The sequence below is a fragment of the Pseudomonas sp. WPR_5_2 genome (assembly GCF_003634475.1).
GTDB lineage: Bacteria > Pseudomonadota > Gammaproteobacteria > Pseudomonadales > Pseudomonadaceae > Aquipseudomonas > Aquipseudomonas izuensis.
Genome location: NZ_RBLA01000009.1, coordinates 259,115 through 277,896, shown reverse-complemented (window position 1 = coordinate 277,896; position 18,782 = coordinate 259,115). Strand labels below are relative to the sequence as shown.

The 18,782-nt window shown below is 59.8% G+C and carries 17 protein-coding genes and 4 tRNA genes (1 of these 21 cut by a window edge); 7 read left to right on the top strand and 14 right to left on the bottom strand.

Annotated features, from left to right (window positions below; translation table 11 throughout):
* From BJ917_RS28220 to BJ917_RS28195, 6 genes are all read right to left on the bottom strand, one after another.
* Positions 1–2,241, bottom strand: a 2,241-nt coding sequence (locus BJ917_RS28220; protein ID WP_147432591.1) for a DUF6531 domain-containing protein, incomplete at its 3' end; no start/stop codon positions are given.
* A gap of 222 nt (positions 2,242–2,463) precedes the next feature.
* The gene (locus tag BJ917_RS28215; RefSeq protein ID WP_096509686.1) at positions 2,464–2,871 is read right to left on the bottom strand and encodes a sel1 repeat family protein; all 408 of its coding nucleotides are present in this window, start codon (positions 2,869–2,871) and stop codon (positions 2,464–2,466) included.
* Positions 2,872–3,243 carry a hypothetical protein gene (locus tag BJ917_RS28210; RefSeq protein WP_003223109.1) on the bottom strand — a complete coding sequence of 124 codons (372 nt, stop codon included), beginning with the start codon at positions 3,241–3,243 and terminating at the stop codon, positions 2,872–2,874.
* Positions 3,240–3,581: a helix-turn-helix domain-containing protein gene (locus tag BJ917_RS28205; RefSeq protein ID WP_096509685.1), complete on the bottom strand. Its 342-nt coding sequence runs from the start codon at positions 3,579–3,581 to the stop codon at positions 3,240–3,242. Before BJ917_RS28205 ends, BJ917_RS28210 begins: the two co-directional genes overlap by 4 nt.
* Positions 3,582–3,695: 114 nt before the next feature.
* Entirely contained in the window at positions 3,696–4,151 is a 456-nt protein-coding gene (locus BJ917_RS28200; protein WP_121105667.1) for a YkvA family protein, read from the bottom strand.
* Between the two features lie 292 nt (positions 4,152–4,443).
* A complete protein-coding gene (locus BJ917_RS28195) occupies positions 4,444–5,157 on the bottom strand; it encodes an FKBP-type peptidyl-prolyl cis-trans isomerase (RefSeq protein ID WP_096509683.1) in 714 nt (237 codons plus the stop codon).
* A 269-nt stretch (positions 5,158–5,426) separates the two neighbouring features.
* Between BJ917_RS28195 and BJ917_RS28190 the strand changes: the two genes are divergently transcribed.
* The gene (locus tag BJ917_RS28190) at positions 5,427–7,229 is read left to right on the top strand and encodes a di-heme-cytochrome C peroxidase (protein WP_121105665.1); all 1,803 of its coding nucleotides are present in this window, start codon (positions 5,427–5,429) and stop codon (positions 7,227–7,229) included.
* 17 nt (positions 7,230–7,246) lie between these two features.
* A complete protein-coding gene (locus BJ917_RS28185; RefSeq protein ID WP_096515240.1) occupies positions 7,247–8,383 on the top strand; it encodes a catalase family protein in 1,137 nt (378 codons plus the stop codon).
* Between the two features lie 190 nt (positions 8,384–8,573).
* Here BJ917_RS28185 and BJ917_RS28180 read toward each other — a convergent pair.
* The 4 genes from BJ917_RS28180 to BJ917_RS28165 all read right to left on the bottom strand — a co-directional run bounded on the left by BJ917_RS28180 (position 8,574) and on the right by BJ917_RS28165 (position 9,112).
* Positions 8,574–8,650: transfer RNA gene (locus BJ917_RS28180), tRNA-Asp, on the bottom strand.
* 15 nt (positions 8,651–8,665) lie between these two features.
* Positions 8,666–8,741: transfer RNA gene (locus BJ917_RS28175), tRNA-Val, on the bottom strand.
* 199 nt (positions 8,742–8,940) lie between these two features.
* Positions 8,941–9,017: transfer RNA gene (locus BJ917_RS28170), tRNA-Asp, on the bottom strand.
* 19 nt (positions 9,018–9,036) lie between these two features.
* Positions 9,037–9,112 (bottom strand) — tRNA-Val (locus tag BJ917_RS28165).
* A 160-nt stretch (positions 9,113–9,272) separates the two neighbouring features.
* Between BJ917_RS28165 and rdgC the strand changes: the two genes are divergently transcribed.
* From rdgC to sugE, 3 genes are all read left to right on the top strand, one after another.
* Entirely contained in the window at positions 9,273–10,193 is a 921-nt protein-coding gene (gene rdgC / locus BJ917_RS28160; RefSeq protein WP_008060875.1) for a recombination-associated protein RdgC, read from the top strand.
* A 142-nt stretch (positions 10,194–10,335) separates the two neighbouring features.
* Complete coding sequence (locus BJ917_RS28155) at positions 10,336–11,301, top strand: bile acid:sodium symporter family protein (RefSeq protein ID WP_121105663.1); 966 nt, start codon at positions 10,336–10,338, stop codon at positions 11,299–11,301.
* Between the two features lie 118 nt (positions 11,302–11,419).
* Positions 11,420–11,734, top strand: a complete 315-nt coding sequence (sugE, locus tag BJ917_RS28150) for a quaternary ammonium compound efflux SMR transporter SugE (RefSeq protein ID WP_008060873.1) — start codon at positions 11,420–11,422, stop codon at positions 11,732–11,734.
* A 139-nt stretch (positions 11,735–11,873) separates the two neighbouring features.
* Here sugE and BJ917_RS28145 read toward each other — a convergent pair whose 3' ends face one another.
* The 3 genes from BJ917_RS28145 to BJ917_RS28135 form a co-directional block, all read right to left on the bottom strand.
* Entirely contained in the window at positions 11,874–13,748 is a 1,875-nt protein-coding gene (locus BJ917_RS28145) for an MFS transporter (protein WP_096509680.1), read from the bottom strand.
* 93 nt (positions 13,749–13,841) lie between these two features.
* Positions 13,842–14,993 carry a TDT family transporter gene (locus BJ917_RS28140; protein ID WP_121105661.1) on the bottom strand — a complete coding sequence of 384 codons (1,152 nt, stop codon included), beginning with the start codon at positions 14,991–14,993 and terminating at the stop codon, positions 13,842–13,844.
* Positions 14,994–15,098: 105 nt separating this feature from the next.
* Positions 15,099–15,998, bottom strand: coding sequence for a LysR family transcriptional regulator (locus BJ917_RS28135; protein ID WP_096509678.1), 900 nt, complete (start codon positions 15,996–15,998; stop codon positions 15,099–15,101).
* Positions 15,999–16,156: 158 nt separating this feature from the next.
* Here BJ917_RS28135 and BJ917_RS28130 point away from each other — a divergent pair, with 158 nt between their 5' ends.
* Entirely contained in the window at positions 16,157–16,906 is a 750-nt protein-coding gene (locus tag BJ917_RS28130) for an SDR family NAD(P)-dependent oxidoreductase (protein ID WP_096509677.1), read from the top strand.
* 39 nt (positions 16,907–16,945) lie between these two features.
* On the opposite strand, the gene BJ917_RS28125 is transcribed toward BJ917_RS28130, so the two are convergent.
* The gene (locus tag BJ917_RS28125; RefSeq protein ID WP_096509676.1) at positions 16,946–18,142 is read right to left on the bottom strand and encodes an MFS transporter; all 1,197 of its coding nucleotides are present in this window, start codon (positions 18,140–18,142) and stop codon (positions 16,946–16,948) included.
* A 139-nt stretch (positions 18,143–18,281) separates the two neighbouring features.
* On the opposite strand from BJ917_RS28125, the gene BJ917_RS28120 reads away from it, so the two are divergent.
* On the top strand, positions 18,282–18,782 hold the 5' portion of the coding sequence (locus tag BJ917_RS28120; protein ID WP_121105659.1) for a TetR family transcriptional regulator. It continues 141 nt past the right edge of the window; only the first 501 of its 642 coding nucleotides appear in the window; it begins with the start codon at positions 18,282–18,284; its stop codon lies beyond the right edge, outside the window.

The following is an 18,782-nucleotide window of genomic DNA, read 5'->3' as shown; positions in this document are numbered from 1 at the left end:
CGCATGCAGGAAGCCGTTGCGGTACTCGTAGGACGTTGGCTCGTCTTCCGGCGGAATCAGCGCGACCAGCCGGCCGACTTCGTCGTAGCGGTAGTCGGTGACCGCACCGAGGGCGTCCTGCTCGGCAATCAGGCGGCCCTGGGCATCATAGGCCTGGTGCCACTCGCCGCCGTCGGCGGTGACCCGGCGCACCAGCCGCGCCCTGTCGTCGTGGACGTAGCGTTCCTGACTGCCATCGGCGTGCCTGAGTGTCACCCCGCCGGCGTCGTCCCAGGCATAACGGGTGTCCATCTGCGCAAAGGAGGCCCAGTGGCGGATGCAGCGGGCTGCCTTGCCGGCGCGCTCCCACTCCCAGTAGAAACTGGCGCCGCCGGCCAGCTGCCGTTGCAGGATGACGTGCTGCTCGTCGTAGTCGTAGCGCTCGCTTTCACCGACGGCGTTGCTCGCCTCGATCAGCCGGCCGCGGCCGTCGTAGCGGTAGCTGACCAGGGTCTGCTCCGTGCGCCAGGCCGGCGGCTGCTCGTCGGCCAGGTCAAAGCACTGGTAGTCGACGGCGATCAGGTGCTGGCGGTCATAGCGCAGCCGCAAACAACGCCCGGCGCCGTTGTCCAGGCGCTGGATGCGGCCAGACAAATCGCGCTGCACCGTCAGCCGGTTGCCGTAGGCGTCGCTGATCGCCGTCAGACGCCCGTCGATAAAGTGCTGGAAACGCGGCGCCTCGCCGGCCAGCGCCACGATCAGCTCATCCGCCTGCTCGCCGAGGTAGATTGCCGCCCGCGCCAGGCTGTTGTGGATCGCCGAGCGCGCCAGGCTGGGGCGGGGAAACGGCGTACGGCGGTTTTCCGGATCGACCCAGGTGACGGTGTCGCCGTCGAGCTCCAGGCGCTGGCTCAGCGCATGGCTCCAGCCGAAGCCGAGGCCGCAGTCGAGGTCGACGGCGCTGGTGCGATACAGGCGGGTGAAGGCGAACGGCAGCAGACCGTCGAGGGTGCCGTCGGTGAGGCTCAGCAGTTCCTCGCCGGTGACCAGCGACAGCGGACAGCCGTGGGTGGCGGTGTGGGCGGCGGGTTCGGCGCTGTCGCCGTTGGGGTTCTTGGCCGGTTTCGGAACGTCGTCGTGGTGTTCGTCTTTCTTCAGCGTGGTATTGCTGCGAGCGTTCCAGCGCAGTTGCATCCGGCCTTTTTTCAGCCCGGCCACAACACCCCGGGCAGCGACTTTTTTGTAGCGGTCAACGTAAACAACGAAGGTATTGAGGATCGTGAACATCGCCTCAACCAGTCGTGCTACCGCACTGATCAACTGCGCGCCGCGACTGGCCAAACGCATCTTCAAGTAGGCAATTCCACCCCCTGTCGTGGCGAAGGTCAGGACGACCGCGATCAGGATGTCGATCAGCAATTCCACCACCAGCATCGATACGGCTTTGGCAGTCTCACCGGCGATCACGCTGGGTGGCAGCATGTCCAACCAGAGGCTGGCGGTGCGCAACAGTAGAGAAAGCGCCGCCTCGTCACTGGCCAGCAGCTGGATCTTTGCCATCTCCTGCGGCGCTTTTTCCGCCAGCGCCCTCAGCTGATCGACGCCGCTGCCGAGCCGCCCCGCAAACTCACCGGGATCCCGGAGAATGTCCGACAGCAAATGAATGCCGTCCCATACCCCCTCAATGGCCGCCCAACTGCCGGCCAGTATCCCGTTGCCCACGGCCCTTGAAGTCGATTGCGACCACTGTGGCTTGAAGACTTCCCACTCACTGCGAAGCCAACTTTCCAGAGCCTGAGATAACTCGTTGTAGGCACTGAAAAGCTCATCCACCTGCTGCGGCGTAACCTCGCTCTGCACCCGCACGCGATAGAACTTGCCCGCCTCGCCCCTGAATTGCCCCTTGCCGTGTTCATCCAGCATGACGGGCGTCGATTCGCCGCCCATCACCGCAATCACATCAACCTGAATGTTCCCCAGCGGTACGTCATACACCGACTCGAACTTGCTCTCGATCTGCAGGATTCCGCTTTTCGGGCACTGCGCGACCGTCGAAATAAAGTCGTCGTCACCGCTGCTGACAACCGTGCTGGCATTGCCCAGCTTGATCACCCGGTCCATGCCCATCAGCGAGGGCATGTCCATGGCGTGGCTGACCCGGTCGGCGGTCTTGTTGAACCAACGCGAGAGCTGTTGACGGTAGAGCGTCAGGGTATTCGGGAAATGCTCGAGTTCCTGCTCGAACCGGGCGATGTGATCCATCAGCCCACCGAAACGCAGGAAGCCGCGTGAAAAACCGGGTCGAACATGAGCAATCTCTCGCACAGGAAATAGGGCGCGAGGGACTTTGCGGGGGATCAGCGGGGAAAGAAGTCAGACGAAGAGGTGTTTCGTGTAGGGCGATTCGCTAAAACCGATTCACCCATAAAAAAGTGGCGCAGGAGTCTCCTCCTACGCCACTCGGACCTGTCAGATAAATCGGGGTTATTCCGTGGAATCGCGGGAGGCCAGCTCCTGAAGCTTGATCTGCGCCAGCGGATGCCCGGCCTTCGCGGCAATCCCCCAGAACCGCGCCGCTTCGGCGGGGTCCGGCGCCTTGCTCGGTGTTCCGGCGAGGCTGATCACCCCCACCTGATAGGCCGCCTTGCCATCACCGGCCAATGCCGCCAGGCGCAGCAGGCGCACTCCCTCTTCGCGCGCGCCGAGACCCACGCCGCGAAAGGTCAGGATATGGCCATAGAAGCTCTGGGCACCGACATCGCCCAGGTTCGCCATGCGGGCGAACTGACCCTCGAGCCAGCGCCAGCCACGGGGGTTACGCACAAACCATGACCAGCGAAACAACCTGCGCGCCAGCCAGTAATTGACCCGCGCCTTGAGTCGTAAAAACACTCAGGCCTCCGCCGACTCGGGGTACTCGTACTCGAACACCCGCACCACCTCCGAGGCATGCCAGGACGCGGCGGCAACACCATCGGACGGCCCGGAGAAGCGTCCGAGGCGTTCGACGCACTCAAAGAAACCGGTGCGTGGCAGGCGGCTGGCACCCTGGCTGATCACCAATGAACTGCGCAAGGGTTGCTCGGCCTTGGCGTCCAGCGCCGCCAGATGCTCAAGGGCGGCAGTCAGGGTTTGCATGGCGGGCGTGGGGAGCTGCAAACGCTCCAGCAACGCCCGATAGGTCAGGAGATGACGCTGACGGCGCGCCTGATCCAGCTCGCCCAGCAATCCGTCCCAATGTTGACGACTGATGCGTACGCTCACGATTCATCCCTCCACCCCGGCACCGTCAATTCCCAGGCCAGGCTGCGGCGAATCGCAGCGTCGGGCTGACGCTCGCCACTTTCGATCATGGCCAGATAAGACGGGCTGATACCTACCGTGCGGGCGAGCGCCTCAATGGCGATGCCCTTCCCTTCGCGCAAACTGCGTAGCTGATCAAGACCTGGAAGAATCGGGTCCTGGGTTGTCGCAAGCGGCGCTGGGGCCGGACGCGACGGTGCTTCATTGATGCCTGCTGCTTTAAGTAGAGCCTGATACTGAGCCCACGGCAGAACCGCGTATTCGGGTTCGCCTTCGCGTGTAATTATCTGAATATCCATGACTACCCCGTAGGACAACAACACTTAGCGAGTCGGCACTTTTCCCTAGAAGTGTAATCCTAACAGCGGCTAAGGTCGCGGGGGCTATCTATCTGCGGAGGAGACTTGATCGACTCAGTGTTTTTTCGGTCCCTGGAGCTGAAGTTGTTCAGGCGAATTGGGCAGGCGCTCGACGACCGCGAGTCTCTCCGGCCCCTGTCGCTTGCGCCAGGCGCGGAAGGCATTGAGTTCATCATCGAGCACTTTCATCAGCCAACCCAGCACGGCGATGTCATCGAGCATGCCGAACACGGGAAGGAAATCCGGAATCGCATCCACGGGACTGAGGAAGTACATCAGTCCGGCCACGACCGATACCACCGCCTTGGGACTGATTGCGCGATACTCACCGCGCCAGTACGCCAGGCAAAGTGCCTGCAGCAGGCGCAGATCGTCTTTGAGCTTGCCCAGCCGATGGCCCTGGCTGGCACCTTTACTGGCCACTGCGAACAGCAAGGTCGGCAAGCGTCCACGTGCGAGCAGGCGTCCGGCCAGCGGCAGGAAACGAGCGAAGTTCCAGGGTGTTTTCATGATGACTCCCACGGAAATGTTATCCACACAAATTGTGGATAACCTTGTGAACAGAGCTACTTTTCACGGCTGAAAGCCCCATTACACAAGGGCTGAGCTTAGATCGGGCGTTTTTTGCCCATCAAAAAAAACCCATTATTTCATTGACTTGGCGGTCTGACGCGGTTAGCACCGGTCCTACACTGGCTATGACTCCAGCCTACATCATCGGTTCGCTTTGTTTACCCGTGCCGGACTCCAGATGCAACAACGCCCCGCATGAACGGGGCGTTGTTTTCAAGTCAGGCGCTGATTACTTGGCAGCGTCTTCTTTGGTTGGATCCTTGATTGCCAGCAGTTCCAGGTCGAACACCAGTACCGAGTTGGCCGGGATCGCCGGGCTTGGGCTTTGCGCGCCGTAAGCCAGGTCGCTAGGAATGTACAGCTTGTACTTCTCGCCGACGTGCATCAGTTGCAAGCCTTCGACCCAGCCCGGAATCACGCCGCTGACCGGCAGATCGATCGGGCTGCCGCGCTCGACGGAACTGTCGAACACGGTGCCATTGGTCAGCTTGCCGGTGTAGTGAACAGTCACTACGTCAGTCGGCTTTGGCTGAGGGCCATCGGCTTTCTTTTCCACTTCGTACTGCAGACCCGAAGCGGTCGTCACGACGCCAGCTTTCTTGGCGTTTTCTTCGAGGAATTTCTTGCCGGCGGCCGCCGACTCTTCACTCATCTTGGCCATGCGCTCTTCGGCACGCTTTTGCAGTGCGGCAAAGGCTTCAACCAGTTCTTCGTCCTTGAGTTTCTGTTCTTTCTTGCCAACGGCATCTTCGATGCCCTGGGCTACGGCTTTGGAGTCCAGGTCATCCATGCCTTCCTGAGCCAGGCTCTTGCCCATGTTCAGGCCAATCCCGTAGGAAGCTTTTTGCGCCGGGGTTTTCAGCTCTACGCTGGTCTGCGAGTCACAACCCGCGAGTACCAGGCTAACCAGGGCCACCGCCGCCGCCAACCGATGCTGTTTCATGCTATTTCCTTGTTCATGCGCCTAAAGGGCAATCGAGTAAAGCCGCGAGCTTATCAGGCGGCCACGACCAATGGCTACCGGCATGAGAGCCAGAGATTTCCGATAAGTTCAGGTGTTTAAACGCTTTTCGGAGTGTAGATGATGAAACTTCTGTCATCTCGTTCCCACAGAAACTATTTCTGCATCCCGCAACACCTGGCGTAATGGCCACTTGCCGCCTACTTGGCACTCAGGCATAACGGAAGCATAAATCGACAAGGACGTTCATCTTGCGCCTCTTATTCCGATTGCTGTGTGTGATGGGTGTCCTGCTGTGTGCAGGCCTGGCCGTGGTGTTGTACTACGTCGCCAATCCGAAACTGCCGCTGTGGTCCCCGGCGCAGCAGGTGCATTACCTGGAGCAATGGAGCGTTACCGACCGCGATACCTATTACTTCACGCCCCAGGGTACTCAGGTCAAAGGCTTGCGCTACGACTGGTTCACTGCGCTCGAACTGCCCTTCTCGCAACAACACTTCGCCGCTCCTGAATACCTTGCGCGCTTCGGTTTCTTGATCGACCCCGGGCAGAAACCCACACCGAACAACCCCGGCAACCTGCCGGTGGGCTTTGCCCGGCACCAGAATTCCGCTGGCACAGAGACATTTCTGGATATTACCTGCGCCGCCTGCCACACCGGAGAACTGCGCTTCAAGGGACAGGCCGTGCGCATCGACGGCGGTTCGGCGCAGCATGTTTTGCCTTCCAGTGTTCCTACACTGCGAGGCGGGAGTTTCGGACAAGCACTGCTGGCGAGCCTGGCCTCGACTTACTACAACCCGTGGAAATTCGAACGTTTCGCCCGCGAGGTGCTGGGCCCGGACTACGAGGCCCGACACCAGCAACTGCGCAAGGAATTCAAAGGCTCCCTGGATACCTTCCTGAAAGTGGCCTGGAATGACACCCATCGCGGGCTCTACCCGACTGAAGAAGGCCCGGGGCGTACTGATGCGTTCGGGCGCATTGCCAACGCCAGCTTCGGCGATGCGATTTCCCCCGCCAACTACCGCGTGGCCAACGCCCCTGTCGACTATCCGCCGTTATGGGACATGTGGACCTTCGATTGGGTGCAATGGAATGGCTCGGCGAAGCAACCCATGGCGCGCAATATCGGCGAAGCCCTGGGTGTAGGCGCCACGCTGAATTTTTTTGACCCTAACAGGCAGCCACTGATGGGCGCTGACCGTTACCCCTCCAGTGTTCGAGTGCACGATTTGCACCTGATCGAGGAAACCCTGCAACGGCTGGAACCACCCGCCTGGCCGGAAGCCCTGCTAGGAACAATCGACAAGCCACTGGCTGCCAAAGGTCGTGCCCTGTTCAGCGAGAACTGCGCCGGCTGCCACGTACCAAGGGTGACTCAAGGCGAAGGGCGATACGTACAACACCTGAAGATGCTGCCGGTGGCGTTCATCGGTACCGACCCAGGCGCCGCCAACAACATCGCCGACCACCGTTTCGACCTGACGGCGCTGCAATGGAATCAGCAGGAACTGGAACAACTCGACGTCGAGCCCAAGCCCACCGAGCCGCTCGATCTTAGCCAGATGTCAGTGGCCAGGGGCCTGGCCTATGTCACGGCATTTGTCGGGAACCGGGCTTATCGCGACGCCGGTATCACCCCGGCCGAACGACCGCAGCTGGACGGTTTCGGCCTGCCTATCGGCGTACGTGAATTACGCGCCTACAAGGCTCGACCATTGGCAGGCGTGTGGGCGACGGCGCCGTTTCTGCATAACGGCTCGGTGCCAAGCATCTACCAGTTGCTCTCGCCACAGGATGAACGCGCAACCACGTTTTACAAAGGCACCTTCGAGTACGACCCAAAGCACCTGGGCTATCGCACCGAAGCCTTTACCAACGGCTTTCAGTTCGACACGCGCATCACCGGCAACCACAACAGCGGGCACGAATTCCGCTCCGGCAAGCTCGGCAACGGCGTGATTGGCCGCCTGCTGCAGCCGCCGGAGCGCTGGGCACTGCTGGAGTATCTGAAAGTGCTGGGCGGCCCGCTGGAGTCGCAGCTGCCATGATCAAAAGGATTTGCTGCCTGTTGAAGACCCTCTGGTTGCGCCTGGGCACCTTTCTTGGCAAGGCGTTGCTCTGGCTGTCGGGACTTGGACTGCTCGGCTGGGCGCTGGCCACCGCGTGGTTTGCCTGGCAACACCGCGGGCCGGTATCAGCGCAGGAACTGATCCCGAATGGTGAAGCGGCAATGACTCAGGAGATCATTCAGACCGCTGTGCGCATCGTCGACCAGCACCGCGAAAGCACACGCTATCTGCGTGATGCCCATGCCAAGGCCCACGGCTGCGTGCAGGCGGAAGTCCAGGTACTGCCGGAATTGGAAAGCGACTTGCGCCAAGGCGTGTTCAGCGAACCCGGAAAAACCTGGCAAGCGACCATGCGCCTGTCCAACGGCAACGCCTACCCACAATTCGACAGCATCCATGATGCCCGGGGCATGGCCATCAAGCTGCTCGAAGTGCCGGGCAAACAACTGCTGAGCGATCAGCCGCAACGAGGCGAACAGGACTTCGTGATGTTCAGCCATCCGAATTTCTTCGTCAGCGATGTCGCTGAGTATCGTCAGAATGTCGCTGCTCAGGCGGATGGCAAAACAATGATGGCGTTCTTTCCGGGCTGGGACCCGCGCGCCTGGCAGGTGCGTCATCTGTTCATTGCCCTGGCGACGCTCTCACCTGCACCGCCGAGCCCGACCCGGACGACCTATTTTTCGGTTTCGCCCTATAAATTCGGTGAGGCCAATGCCAAGTTTCGCGTGATGCCCGACCCAGGAAGCTGCCCGGACTACACCTTGCCGGCACAAAATCAGAAGCTGCCGAACTTCCTGCGCAGCGCGCTGAACCAGCAGTTATCCACAGATCGAGTGCCGGCGTGCTTCGTCTTGCAGATCCAGCGCCAGGACGCAAACAAATACATGCCGATCGAAGACACCAGCATTGAGTGGCGTGAGAGCGATGCGCCGTTCCAAACCGTCGCGAGGATCACAGTGCCGGCACAGGATTTCGACACGCCGGCGCTGAACCTGCAATGCGACAATCTTTCGTTCAACCCATGGTTTGGACTTGAGGCGCATCGTCCGATTGGCGGCATCAACCGACTGCGCAAAGCCGTCTACGAGGCCGTCAGCGACTACCGACACGCCCGCAATGCCGGGCTGTAGGAGCGAGCCTGCTCGCGATGGTTGTCAACGATAACGCGGGAAGTCTGACACCCCGTGGTGTTCTCGGGTTTTTCGCGAGCAAGCTCGCTCCTACAAAGGCAGAAAACCCAAACGCCAGACGACAAAAAGCCCGCATTAAGCGGGCTTTCTGTGTGGTGACCTGGCGTTCAGTGTTCCAGGTTACCGAATATGGCGCAGCGGACGGGACTCGAACCCGCGACCCCCGGCGTGACAGGCCGGTATTCTAACCGACTGAACTACCGCTGCGCGTAGCGTTGAAAGTGGTGGGTGATGACGGGATCGAACCGCCGACATTCTGCTTGTAAGGCAGACGCTCTCCCAGCTGAGCTAATCACCCTTTACCTTCGTTGCGGGGCGCATTATGCCACAGGTTTTTATAAAGTGTTGATTTAATTGATAAATTTTTCAAAAAAATCTAAAAACCAGTGAAACGACGCGCCCAGCAGATACAACCGACAAACTTCAGGCAGAAAAAAGCCCGCATCAGCGGGCTTTTCCGTGGTGACCTGGCGTTCAGTGTTCCAGGTTACCGAATATGGCGCAGCGGACGGGACTCGAACCCGCGACCCCCGGCGTGACAGGCCGGTATTCTAACCGACTGAACTACCGCTGCGCGTAACACTTGAAACGAATGGTGGGTGATGACGGGATCGAACCGCCGACATTCTGCTTGTAAGGCAGACGCTCTCCCAGCTGAGCTAATCACCCTTCGCTTCGGTGTGGCGCGCATTCTACGGAGCGACCCCACCTCTGGCAAGCACTTTTTTAATTAATTTTTTCATGCCTTCCAAAGGCTTAGAGAAGGGTTGGCCTATGGCACACGGAGGACAATAATGCCCGCCTTTGTATATAAGGAGAGACTCACCCCATGTGGTTCAAAAACCTGCTTATCTATCGCCTGACCCAAGATCTGCCTGTTGATGCCGAGGCGTTGGAAACTGCACTGGCCACCAAACTGGCGCGCCCATGTGCAAGCCAGGAGTTGACCACCTACGGTTTCGTCGCACCGTTCGGCAAGGGCGAAGATGCGCCGCTGGTGCATGTCAGCGGTGACTTCCTGCTGATCAGCGCACGCAAGGAAGAACGCATCCTGCCGGGCAGCGTCGTGCGTGACGCGGTGAAGGAAAAGGTCGAAGAGATCGAAGCCGAGCAGATGCGCAAGGTCTATAAGAAGGAACGCGACCAGATCAAGGATGAAATCATCCAGGCTTTCCTGCCGCGCGCCTTTATCCGTCGCTCATCGACCTTCGCCGCCATCGCGCCGAAACAGGGCCTGATCCTGGTCAACTCGGCCAGCCCGAAACGCGCCGAAGACCTGTTGTCCACCTTGCGTGAAGTGATCGGTACGCTGCCGGTGCGTCCACTGACCGTGAAGATGTCCCCGACCGCAACCATGACCGAGTGGGTCACCACCCAGAAAGCCGCGGACGATTTCTTCGTGCTGGACGAGTGCGAACTGCGCGACACCCACGAAGACGGCGGCATCGTGCGTTGCAAGCGCCAGGACCTGACCAGCGAAGAAATCCAGTTGCACCTGAGCACCGGCAAAGTGGTCACTCAGCTGTCACTGGCCTGGCAGGACAAGCTGTCTTTCGTCCTCGACGACAAAATGGTGGTCAAGCGCCTGAAGTTCGAAGACCTGCTGCAAGACCAGGCGGAACAGGACGGCGGTGACGAAGCCCTGGGCCAACTGGATGCCAGCTTCACCCTGATGATGCTGACGTTCGGCGACTTCCTGCCGGCATTGGTTGAAGCCTTGGGTGGGGAAGAGACTCCCCAAGGGATCTAAAGCCTGCCGGTTCCCCTGTGGGAGCGAGCCTGCTCGCGAAAGCGGAGTATCAGTCGACATATATATTGACTGACCCACCGCCTTCGCGAGCAGGCTCGCTCCCACATTGGTTTGTGGTGTTATTTAAAATAAGGATCAGGCCATGCGCGCATTGGCTGCATTGAGTCGTTTTGTCGGCAACACCTTCGCCTACTGGGTACTGATATTCGCTGTCGTGGCGTTCCTGCAACCGGCATGGTTCATCGGCCTCAAGGGCGCCATCGTGCCGCTGCTCGGGGTGGTGATGTTTGGCATGGGCCTGACCCTCAAGCTCGAAGACTTCGCCGAAGTCGCCCGCCATCCATGGCGCGTGGCACTAGGAGTCGTTGCACATTTCGTGATCATGCCCGGTATGGCATGGTTGCTCTGCCAGGCCTTCCATTTGCCACCGGAGATCGCCGTCGGGGTGATTCTGGTCGGTTGCTGCCCAAGCGGCACCTCATCGAACGTGATGACCTGGCTGGCACGCGGGGATCTGGCATTGTCGGTGGCCATCGCCGCCGTCACCACCCTCCTCGCTCCACTGCTGACGCCGGCGCTGATCTGGCTCCTGGCTTCCGCCTGGCTGCCGGTTTCGTTCATGGAATTGTTCTGGTCGATTCTGCAAGTGGTGCTGCTGCCGATCGTGCTGGGTGTCGTCGCCCAACGCCTGCTCGGTGATCGGGTTCGCCACGCCGTCGATGTATTGCCGTTGGTGTCTGTGGTGAGCATCGTGATCATCGTCACCGCCGTGGTTGCCGCCAGCCAGGCGAAAATTGCCGAGTCCGGCCTGCTGATCATGGCCGTGGTCATGTTGCACAACAGCTTCGGCTACCTGCTGGGTTACTTCACCGGGCGCTTGTTCAAGCTGCCACTGGCCCAACGAAAATCCCTGGCCCTGGAAGTCGCCATGCAAAACTCCGGGTTGGGTGCCGCGTTGGCCAGCGCGCACTTTTCGCCACTGGCGGCGGTGCCCAGTGCGTTGTTCAGCGTCTGGCACAATATTTCCGGCGCCCTGCTCTCGACCTGGTTCCGTCGCATGAGCGAGAAACAGGACCGCGAAATCGCCGCTCAGCAAGCCATCGACTGATCCGAAACTTGATCCCCGGATTAATGCTGGGCACTATATTGCGCAACGCGGGGACGACCCCGCGGCTCGATCGAGTCATTAATCTGGGGACGACCCCGTCAATCGATGGAGGTCTCTGATGTCCTGGATCATTCTGTTTTTCGCCGGCCTGTTCGAAGTCGGCTGGGCCGTCGGCCTGAAGTACACCGATGGCTTCAGCCGTCCGCTCCCCACCGCCCTCACCGTTGCGGCCATGGCTGTCAGCCTTGGCTTGCTGGGCCTTGCCATGAAGGAATTGCCGCTGGGCACGGCCTATGCCATCTGGACCGGTGTGGGTGCGGTCGGCACGGTGATCGCCGGGATCATTCTGTTTGGTGAATCCATGGCGCTGGTGCGGTTGGCCAGTGTGGCGTTGATCATTACCGGGCTGGTTGGGCTCAAGGTTAGCGCATAAGCCACTGACGCCATCGCGGCGGTGCGGCGATCCGACAAGCCTTGCTCCCACAGGTTATGTGGTGTGACCGATATTGTGAACACAACAGAAAACCTGTGGGAACAAGGCTTGCCCGCGATGAGTCCTGCACAATCACCGATTACCTGACTGTCCCACGCAAATCCCCCACCAACGCTTGCAACCTGGCAGGCTCCGCCGCTTCAACCGCCACCGCCGGTCCCGCCACCAAGGTCACCCGCGACCACAACCGGCGAAACAGTCCCTTGCCCGGATCGCGACTGAAGAAGCTCCCCCACAACCCCTGCAAGGCCAGGGGAATCACCGGCACCGGCGTTTCTTCGAGAATCCGCGTCAGCCCGCCCTTGAACTCATTGATTTCGCCATCGGCGGTCAATTTGCCCTCGGGAAAAATGCACACCAACTCGCCATCCTTCAGATACCGGGCAATGCGCGTGAAGGCTTTTTCGTAGATCTGGATATCTTCCTGACGTCCCGCAATCGGAATCGTCCCGGCCGTGCGAAAGATGAAGTTCAACACCGGCAGGTTGTAGATTTTGTAGTACATCACAAAGCGAATCGGCCGACGGACCGCACCGCCAATCAGCAAGGCATCGACGAACGACACGTGGTTGCACACCAGCAGCGCCGCGCCTTCATCGGGGATCAGGTCGAGATTGCGATGCTCCACGCGGTACATGGAATGGCTGAGCAGCCAGATCATGAAACGCATGGTGAACTCGGGGACGATCTTGAAGATGTAGGCGTTGACGCCGATGTTCAGCAACGACACCACCAGGAACAACTGCGGGATCGACAGCTTGACCATGCTCAGCAGGATGATCGAGACAATCGCCGACACCACCATGAACAACGCATTGAGAATATTGTTGGCGGCAATGACCCGCGCCCGCTCGTTCTCGGCGGTGCGAGACTGGATCAGCGCGTACAGCGGCACGATGTAGAAACCACCGAACACCCCCAGGCCGAGGATGTCGAGCAACACCAGCCAGGTGTGGCCGAATCCGAGAATCTCGATCCAGCCATGCCCTGCAACACTGTCCGGAATCCCTCCGGAATGCCACCACAGCAGCAATCCGAACACGGTCAGGCCGAATGAACCGAACGGCACCAGGCCGATCTCGACTTTGCGCCCGGAGAGCTTCTCGCAGAGCATCGAACCCACGGCGATACCGACCGAGAACACCGTCAGAATCAGCGTCACCACGGTTTCATCACCGTGCATCCACTCCTTGGCATACGCCGGGATCTGTGTCAGATAAATCGCCCCGACGAACCAGAACCATGAGTTGCCGACAATCGAGCGCGACACCGCAGGAGTTTGTCCCAGGCCGAGTTTCAACGTGGCCCAGGACTGGCTGAAAATGTTCCAGTTCAGGCGCATTTGCGGCGAAGCCGCCGCCGCCCGCGGAATACCGCGGCTGGCCAGGTAGCCGAGCACGGCGATGCCGATGATTGCGGTGGAAACCACCGGCGCGTAATGACTGGACGACATCATGATCCCGGCACCGATGGTCCCGGCCAGGATCGCCAGGAAGGTGCCCATTTCCACCAGACCGTTGCCACCAACCAACTCATCTTCACGCAGGGCCTGGGGCAGGATCGAGTATTTCACCGGCCCGAACAGCGCCGAGTGGGTGCCCATGGCAAACAGTGCCACCAGCATCAGCGACAAGTGATCGAACATGAAACCGATCGCGCCGACCGCCATGATGGCAATTTCCCCAAGCTTGATCAGACGGATCAACGCGTCCTTGGCGAATTTTTCCCCGAACTGCCCGGCCAATGCCGAGAACAGAAAGAACGGCAGGATGAACAGCAGCGCACACAGGTTGACCCAGATCGAACGGTCACCTTCGAGGGTGAGCTTGTACAAGATGGCGAGGATCAACGACTGCTTGAAGATGTTGTCGTTGAACGCCCCGAGGGATTGGGTCACGAAGAACGGCAGGAAGCGCCGGGTGCGCAGCAAGGTGAACTGTGAGGGGTGACTCATCTTCCATGTGTCCCTGATGTAGAGAGAGGCCTGAATACAATGCTTGGAATATCGCACGTCGATCCAGGCCACACATTACCGAAAATTTGCCGGTTATTTCGTTAATCCTGCAATGCACGGCGAGACAAACAACTCGCCCCGCCACGCGCCTTGCACGGTGCGTTTACCGACAATCAGCCACATCACCGCCAGCAAGCTCACCAGTACACAACCAAAGACACTGAAAAACGTCAGGTGCAGCGTGCTGGCCAGTTTCAACGTCGCCAGAGAATAGACGCCCAACGGGAAGGTGAAACCCCACCAGCCGAGATTGAAAGGAATACCGGCGCGCAGATAACGCAGGGTGATCAATACCGCCATCAGCATCCACCACAAACCAAAGCCCCACAGCGTGATGCCCGCGACCAGACCCAGGCCGGCCGCGATTTCACCCATACCTGGCAGACCGTTGGCGGCGAAAATCGCCGGAGCGTCGGCCCCCAGCAGCAACATGCCCAGCGCGCCCGTGCCAATAGGTCCAAGCGCCAGCCAGCTGGAGGCGGCCATGTTTTCGTGAGGCAGTTTATGCAGCGCCATGCGCAGCAACAGAATGGTCAGAATGCTGAACGCCACAGGCAGGGAAAATGCCCAAAGCACGTAACTGGTCACCAGTACCACCAATTGCGAATGGGCATCGGCCAGATGCGGCGCCAGCAGGCCACCGCTGGCAGCCGCCACTTCCGCCGCCACTACCGGCAGCAGCCAGACGGCGGTCATCTGATCGATGCTGTGTTCCTGGCGGGTGAACATCATGTAGGGAATCAGCACCCCGCACGCCAGTGACATCGCCACATCCAGCCACCACAAGGCTTCCGCCAGCTGAATCACGCCATCACCCCAGCGCGGCAGGCCGAACACCAGCAAGCCATTGATGATGGTCGCCAGGCCCATGGGAATGGTGCCGAAAAACATCGAAACCGTGGAATGGCCGAAAATCCGCCGCGCCTCATCGAAAAACAGCACCCAACGCGCCGCGTACAACGCCGTGAATAAGAGGAACAGCAGGATGTTGAACTGCCAAAGGGCTTCGGCAATGGCGTGCAGAACGGGATTGGCGACGGGCAATTGCGCCAGCGCCAAAGCCAGCACTCCGGTGCCCATGGTGGCGGCGAACCAGTTCGGGGTGAACTGGCGAATGACTTCGCGTGGGTGCTGCAAATGGCGAAAAGGCTTGATTCCGGGTTTGGCAGTGTGGGTGCATGTCATAACGAACTCCTGTCCTCTGGTGAGGTAGAGCCCATCATAGATCCGAATAGAATATCGATATAACGGGTAATATCTCTAAGTGTTATCTATTTTACAAATAAGTGACTAAGCCATCCCGGCGAACAACTCAGCCAACCAATCGATAAACACACGCACTCTATTGCTCAAGTGGCGGTTCGGCGGGTACAGCACGTGAAACGGATAACGCGCTGGCCGCCAATGCTGAAGAATCGGCACCAGCTCACCGCGCTCGATGTGCGTTTGTACGGTGTACGTGAAGGTATGAATCACTCCGAGACCTGCCAGCCCCGCCGCCAAATGTGCGTTGCTTTCATTGACACTGATGAGGCCACGCGCCTGAATTTCGATTTTCTCGCCGTTGCGCTCGAAACGCGCCGGCATCACCCGCCCCGTGCGGGCCGAGTGATAGCTGATGATTCGGTGATGTTTTTCCAGGTCCCGGGGATCAGTCGGTGTACCGAAACGCGCCAGATAAGCCGGCGTCGCGCAGGTGGTCCAGCTCGACAGACCCAACGGACGCGCCACCAGAGACAACTCGGTCAACGGGCCGCCGCGAATCACGCAATCGACATTTTCGCTGATCAAATCCACTGACCGGTCGCTGACACCCAGATCAATCTGGATGTCCGGGAAACGCTCATGGAAATCCGGAAGGGCCGGAATAATCAGGATGCTGGCTACCGAGCCTCCGACATCGACCCGGATCCGCCCTCGCGGACGCCCTTGGGCACTGGCGAAACTGTTGTCCAGGTCATCCAGCTCAACCATCAATTGCAAGGCGCGCTCGTAGTAGGCCATGCCGTCCGCCGTCACCGTCAAGCGGCGGGTGGTACGTTGCAGCAAGCGCACACCGAGGTGCTCCTCCAGTTCGGCCACCAGTTTGCTGACTGAGGTCTTGGGCAGGTTCAGGGAATCGGCGGCCCGGGTAAAGGATCCAGCCTGTACGACACGGGCGAAGACGCGCATGGCCAGCAATTGATTCATGGTCAACCCTCAGTCGAAGAGCCCTGAGTATTGTCCACAACCATGTACAAACAAACCCGATTCAGGTGATTTTTCTGCCGAATCGTCAGGCATAGAGTGGCTTCAACGGCACACATCAGCGCCGAACTCTTCCCACACGACTCTCGGAGATTCACCGCATGAGCAGCACTCTCAAAGGCAAAATCGCACTGATCACCGGCGGCACTACCGGCATTGGCCTGGCCTCGGCTCAAGCCTTCGTTGATCAGGGCGCCACAGTATTCATCACCGGTCGCCGTCAAGCGGAACTGGATGCGGCCGTTCGCAGCATCGGCCAGAACGTCACCGGCATTCAGGGTGACGTGTCGAACCTTGATGACCTGGACCGAATTTTTGAAGTGATCCAAGCCAGGGCTGGTCATCTGGACATCGTATTTGCCAACGCCGGTGGTGGAGACATGCTGGCGCTGGGGGCGATCACCGAAGAACATTTCGACCGGATTTTCGGCGTCAACGTCAAAGGCCTGCTGTTCACCGTGCAGAAGTCCCTGCCCCTGCTCAAGGACGGTGGCTCGGTGATCCTCACCGCATCGACCACTGCGACCAAAGGCACGGAAAACTTCAGCGTGTACAGCGCCAGCAAAGCCGCAGTACGCAACTTTGCCCGGTCATGGTTGCTGGATCTGAAGGCGCGCAGGATTCGGGTCAACGTGATCAGTCCGGGTCCGATTCACACCCCCGGCCTGACCGAGCTCGCGCCGGAGGATCAACAACAAGGCCTGCTCGATTATCTGAGCAGCCAAGTGCCAATGGGCCGCCTCGGGTCGCCATCGGAAGTGGGTAAAGCCGCGGTATTCCTGGCTTCGGACGACAGCAGTTTCATCAACGGTATTGAATTGTTTGTAGACGGCGGGTTTGCGCAGATCTAACTGCGGACAACAAAACGGCGCCTCTCGAGGCGCCGTTATTTATGACCGACCGGCAGCGCTACAAACACTGACGGTGCGCTGGCGCAGCAGTGAAAACAGCGCACTCAGCGACAGGATGATCAAAACCCCGCAATACCCATCTGTGGTCGCCACCAGCCCGAAAGTGCGCGCAAGATTGCCGGCCAGCAACGACGGCAGGCAGAACGCCAGATAACTGAGTGTGTAATACGCTGACATCAGACCCGCCCGCTCATGGGGCAAGGCCAGCGGCACCAGACTGCGCACGGCACCCAGAAAACCACTGCCAAAGCCACAACCGGCAACGAGCGTACCGAGGAAAAACAGCGGCAGGTTGGCGCTGTGTACGCCCAGCAGAATCAGGATCACACCTGTCGCAAGCAAACTGGCACCCAGCCGCAACGCCAGGGAGGCCGGTCGATTGCGCAAGGTGAAGATCATCAGGGCGCCCGTCAGCGTCAATGCCGCCACGGTTGATCCACCGACCAGGTTGGATGTTGAACCGGTGGCTGCACGCACCAATGATGGAGCCAGAGACGCGAAGAATCCGCCGAGCGCCCAAGTTGCAGTGTTGAGCGGCAATACCCTCCACAACGTCGAACGCGCTTGCACCGGCACATGCAGGGTCGGCCGCAATGACACCCATGCACCTGGCTGGCGCGAGACACTTTCCGGTAAACGCCACACGTACACGGCCTGCATCGCAAACAGAGCCAACAGTAACCAATAGGTCAGGTGTAATGGCGCTGGCGCAAATTCGGCCAACAATCCGCAGCCCATCCCGCCCAGGGCCATGCCTAGCAACGGTGCCACACTGTTGATCAGCGGTCCCTGTTGACGATCGGTATCGAGCAGCGTGGCGCTCAATACGGCGGTGGCCATGCCGGTGGCGAAGCCTTGCAGCACCCGAGCACTGATCAGCCAGGCGACACTGTCGGCGGAGATAAACAGCAGCATCGCCAGAATGTTGAGCAACACAGCGGTGAATATCACCGGTTTGCGCCCCAGGTAATCCGATAGCGAACCGACGGTCAGCAGCGCCACCAACAAACTGAGGGCATACACACCGAAAATCAGGGTCAGCACCGCAGGCGAGAATTGCAGTTGCTCCTGGTACAAGTGATACAGGGGCGTCGGCGCCGTGGAGGCCGCCAGGAAGCTGAGTAAAGTGACTGCCAGAAACCACAGGCTGGCACGATGGGGATGAGTAGAGGACATGGGAACGCTCCGCAAAAGCTAATTTTTTGCTTTTGCGGAGTGTGCTACCGGATCGCGCTTAAAGCAAATTCTTTGTGTTAAGGTCCGGTGCATGGCTTTCAAGACCGGGGCCAGCCCCGGCACGAGACAGGAAACACAGATGACCGCTCCCGTTTTACGTCCCGGTGGCCGCAGTGCCCGGGTGCAAGAATCGATTCATACCGCCGTACGCGAACTCCTCGAAGAGCAGGACCGCTCCACCGTGACGGTGCCGCAGATCGCCGCGCGCGCGGGAGTGACACCCTCGACCATTTATCGGCGCTGGGGTGACTTGTCGGCACTGCTGGCGGACGTTGCGCTCGCCCGCCTACAACCGGAAACCGAGTCGGCCAGGACCGGCAGCCTGCAAGGCGATGTGCGGGCCTGGGCCGAACAGTATCTGGATGAAATGAGCTCTGCCCCCGGCCGCAACATGCTGCGCGACGTGCAATCGAGCCTCAAGCCGAGCTATTGCGCGACGATCATTGGCGGGCAATTGCAGGTCATTCTCGACCGCTACCCGGATGAGCCCACGCCCAGCGTCGATCGGCTGATCAATCTGGTGGCGGCGCCTATCGTGTTTCGCATTCTGTTTTCCGAGGCGCCGCTGGAAGTCGAGGAA

What these genes read in the sequence shown, in the direction of transcription:
- BJ917_RS28205 (WP_096509685.1), bottom strand. Translation starts at nt 3,581, where the DNA reads ATGGATATTCAGATAATTACACGCGAAGGCGAACCCGAATACGCGGTT.
- BJ917_RS28200 (WP_121105667.1), bottom strand. Translation starts at nt 4,151, where the DNA reads ATGAAAACACCCTGGAACTTCGCTCGTTTCCTGCCGCTGGCCGGACGC.
- BJ917_RS28195 (WP_096509683.1), bottom strand. Translation starts at nt 5,157, where the DNA reads ATGAAACAGCATCGGTTGGCGGCGGCGGTGGCCCTGGTTAGCCTGGTA.
- rdgC (WP_008060875.1), top strand. Translation starts at nt 9,273, where the DNA reads ATGTGGTTCAAAAACCTGCTTATCTATCGCCTGACCCAAGATCTGCCT.
- BJ917_RS28155 (WP_121105663.1), top strand. Translation starts at nt 10,336, where the DNA reads ATGCGCGCATTGGCTGCATTGAGTCGTTTTGTCGGCAACACCTTCGCC.
- sugE (WP_008060873.1), top strand. Translation starts at nt 11,420, where the DNA reads ATGTCCTGGATCATTCTGTTTTTCGCCGGCCTGTTCGAAGTCGGCTGG.
- BJ917_RS28145 (WP_096509680.1), bottom strand. Translation starts at nt 13,748, where the DNA reads ATGAGTCACCCCTCACAGTTCACCTTGCTGCGCACCCGGCGCTTCCTG.
- BJ917_RS28140 (WP_121105661.1), bottom strand. Translation starts at nt 14,993, where the DNA reads ATGACATGCACCCACACTGCCAAACCCGGAATCAAGCCTTTTCGCCAT.
- BJ917_RS28135 (WP_096509678.1), bottom strand. Translation starts at nt 15,998, where the DNA reads ATGAATCAATTGCTGGCCATGCGCGTCTTCGCCCGTGTCGTACAGGCT.
- BJ917_RS28130 (WP_096509677.1), top strand. Translation starts at nt 16,157, where the DNA reads ATGAGCAGCACTCTCAAAGGCAAAATCGCACTGATCACCGGCGGCACT.
- BJ917_RS28125 (WP_096509676.1), bottom strand. Translation starts at nt 18,142, where the DNA reads ATGTCCTCTACTCATCCCCATCGTGCCAGCCTGTGGTTTCTGGCAGTC.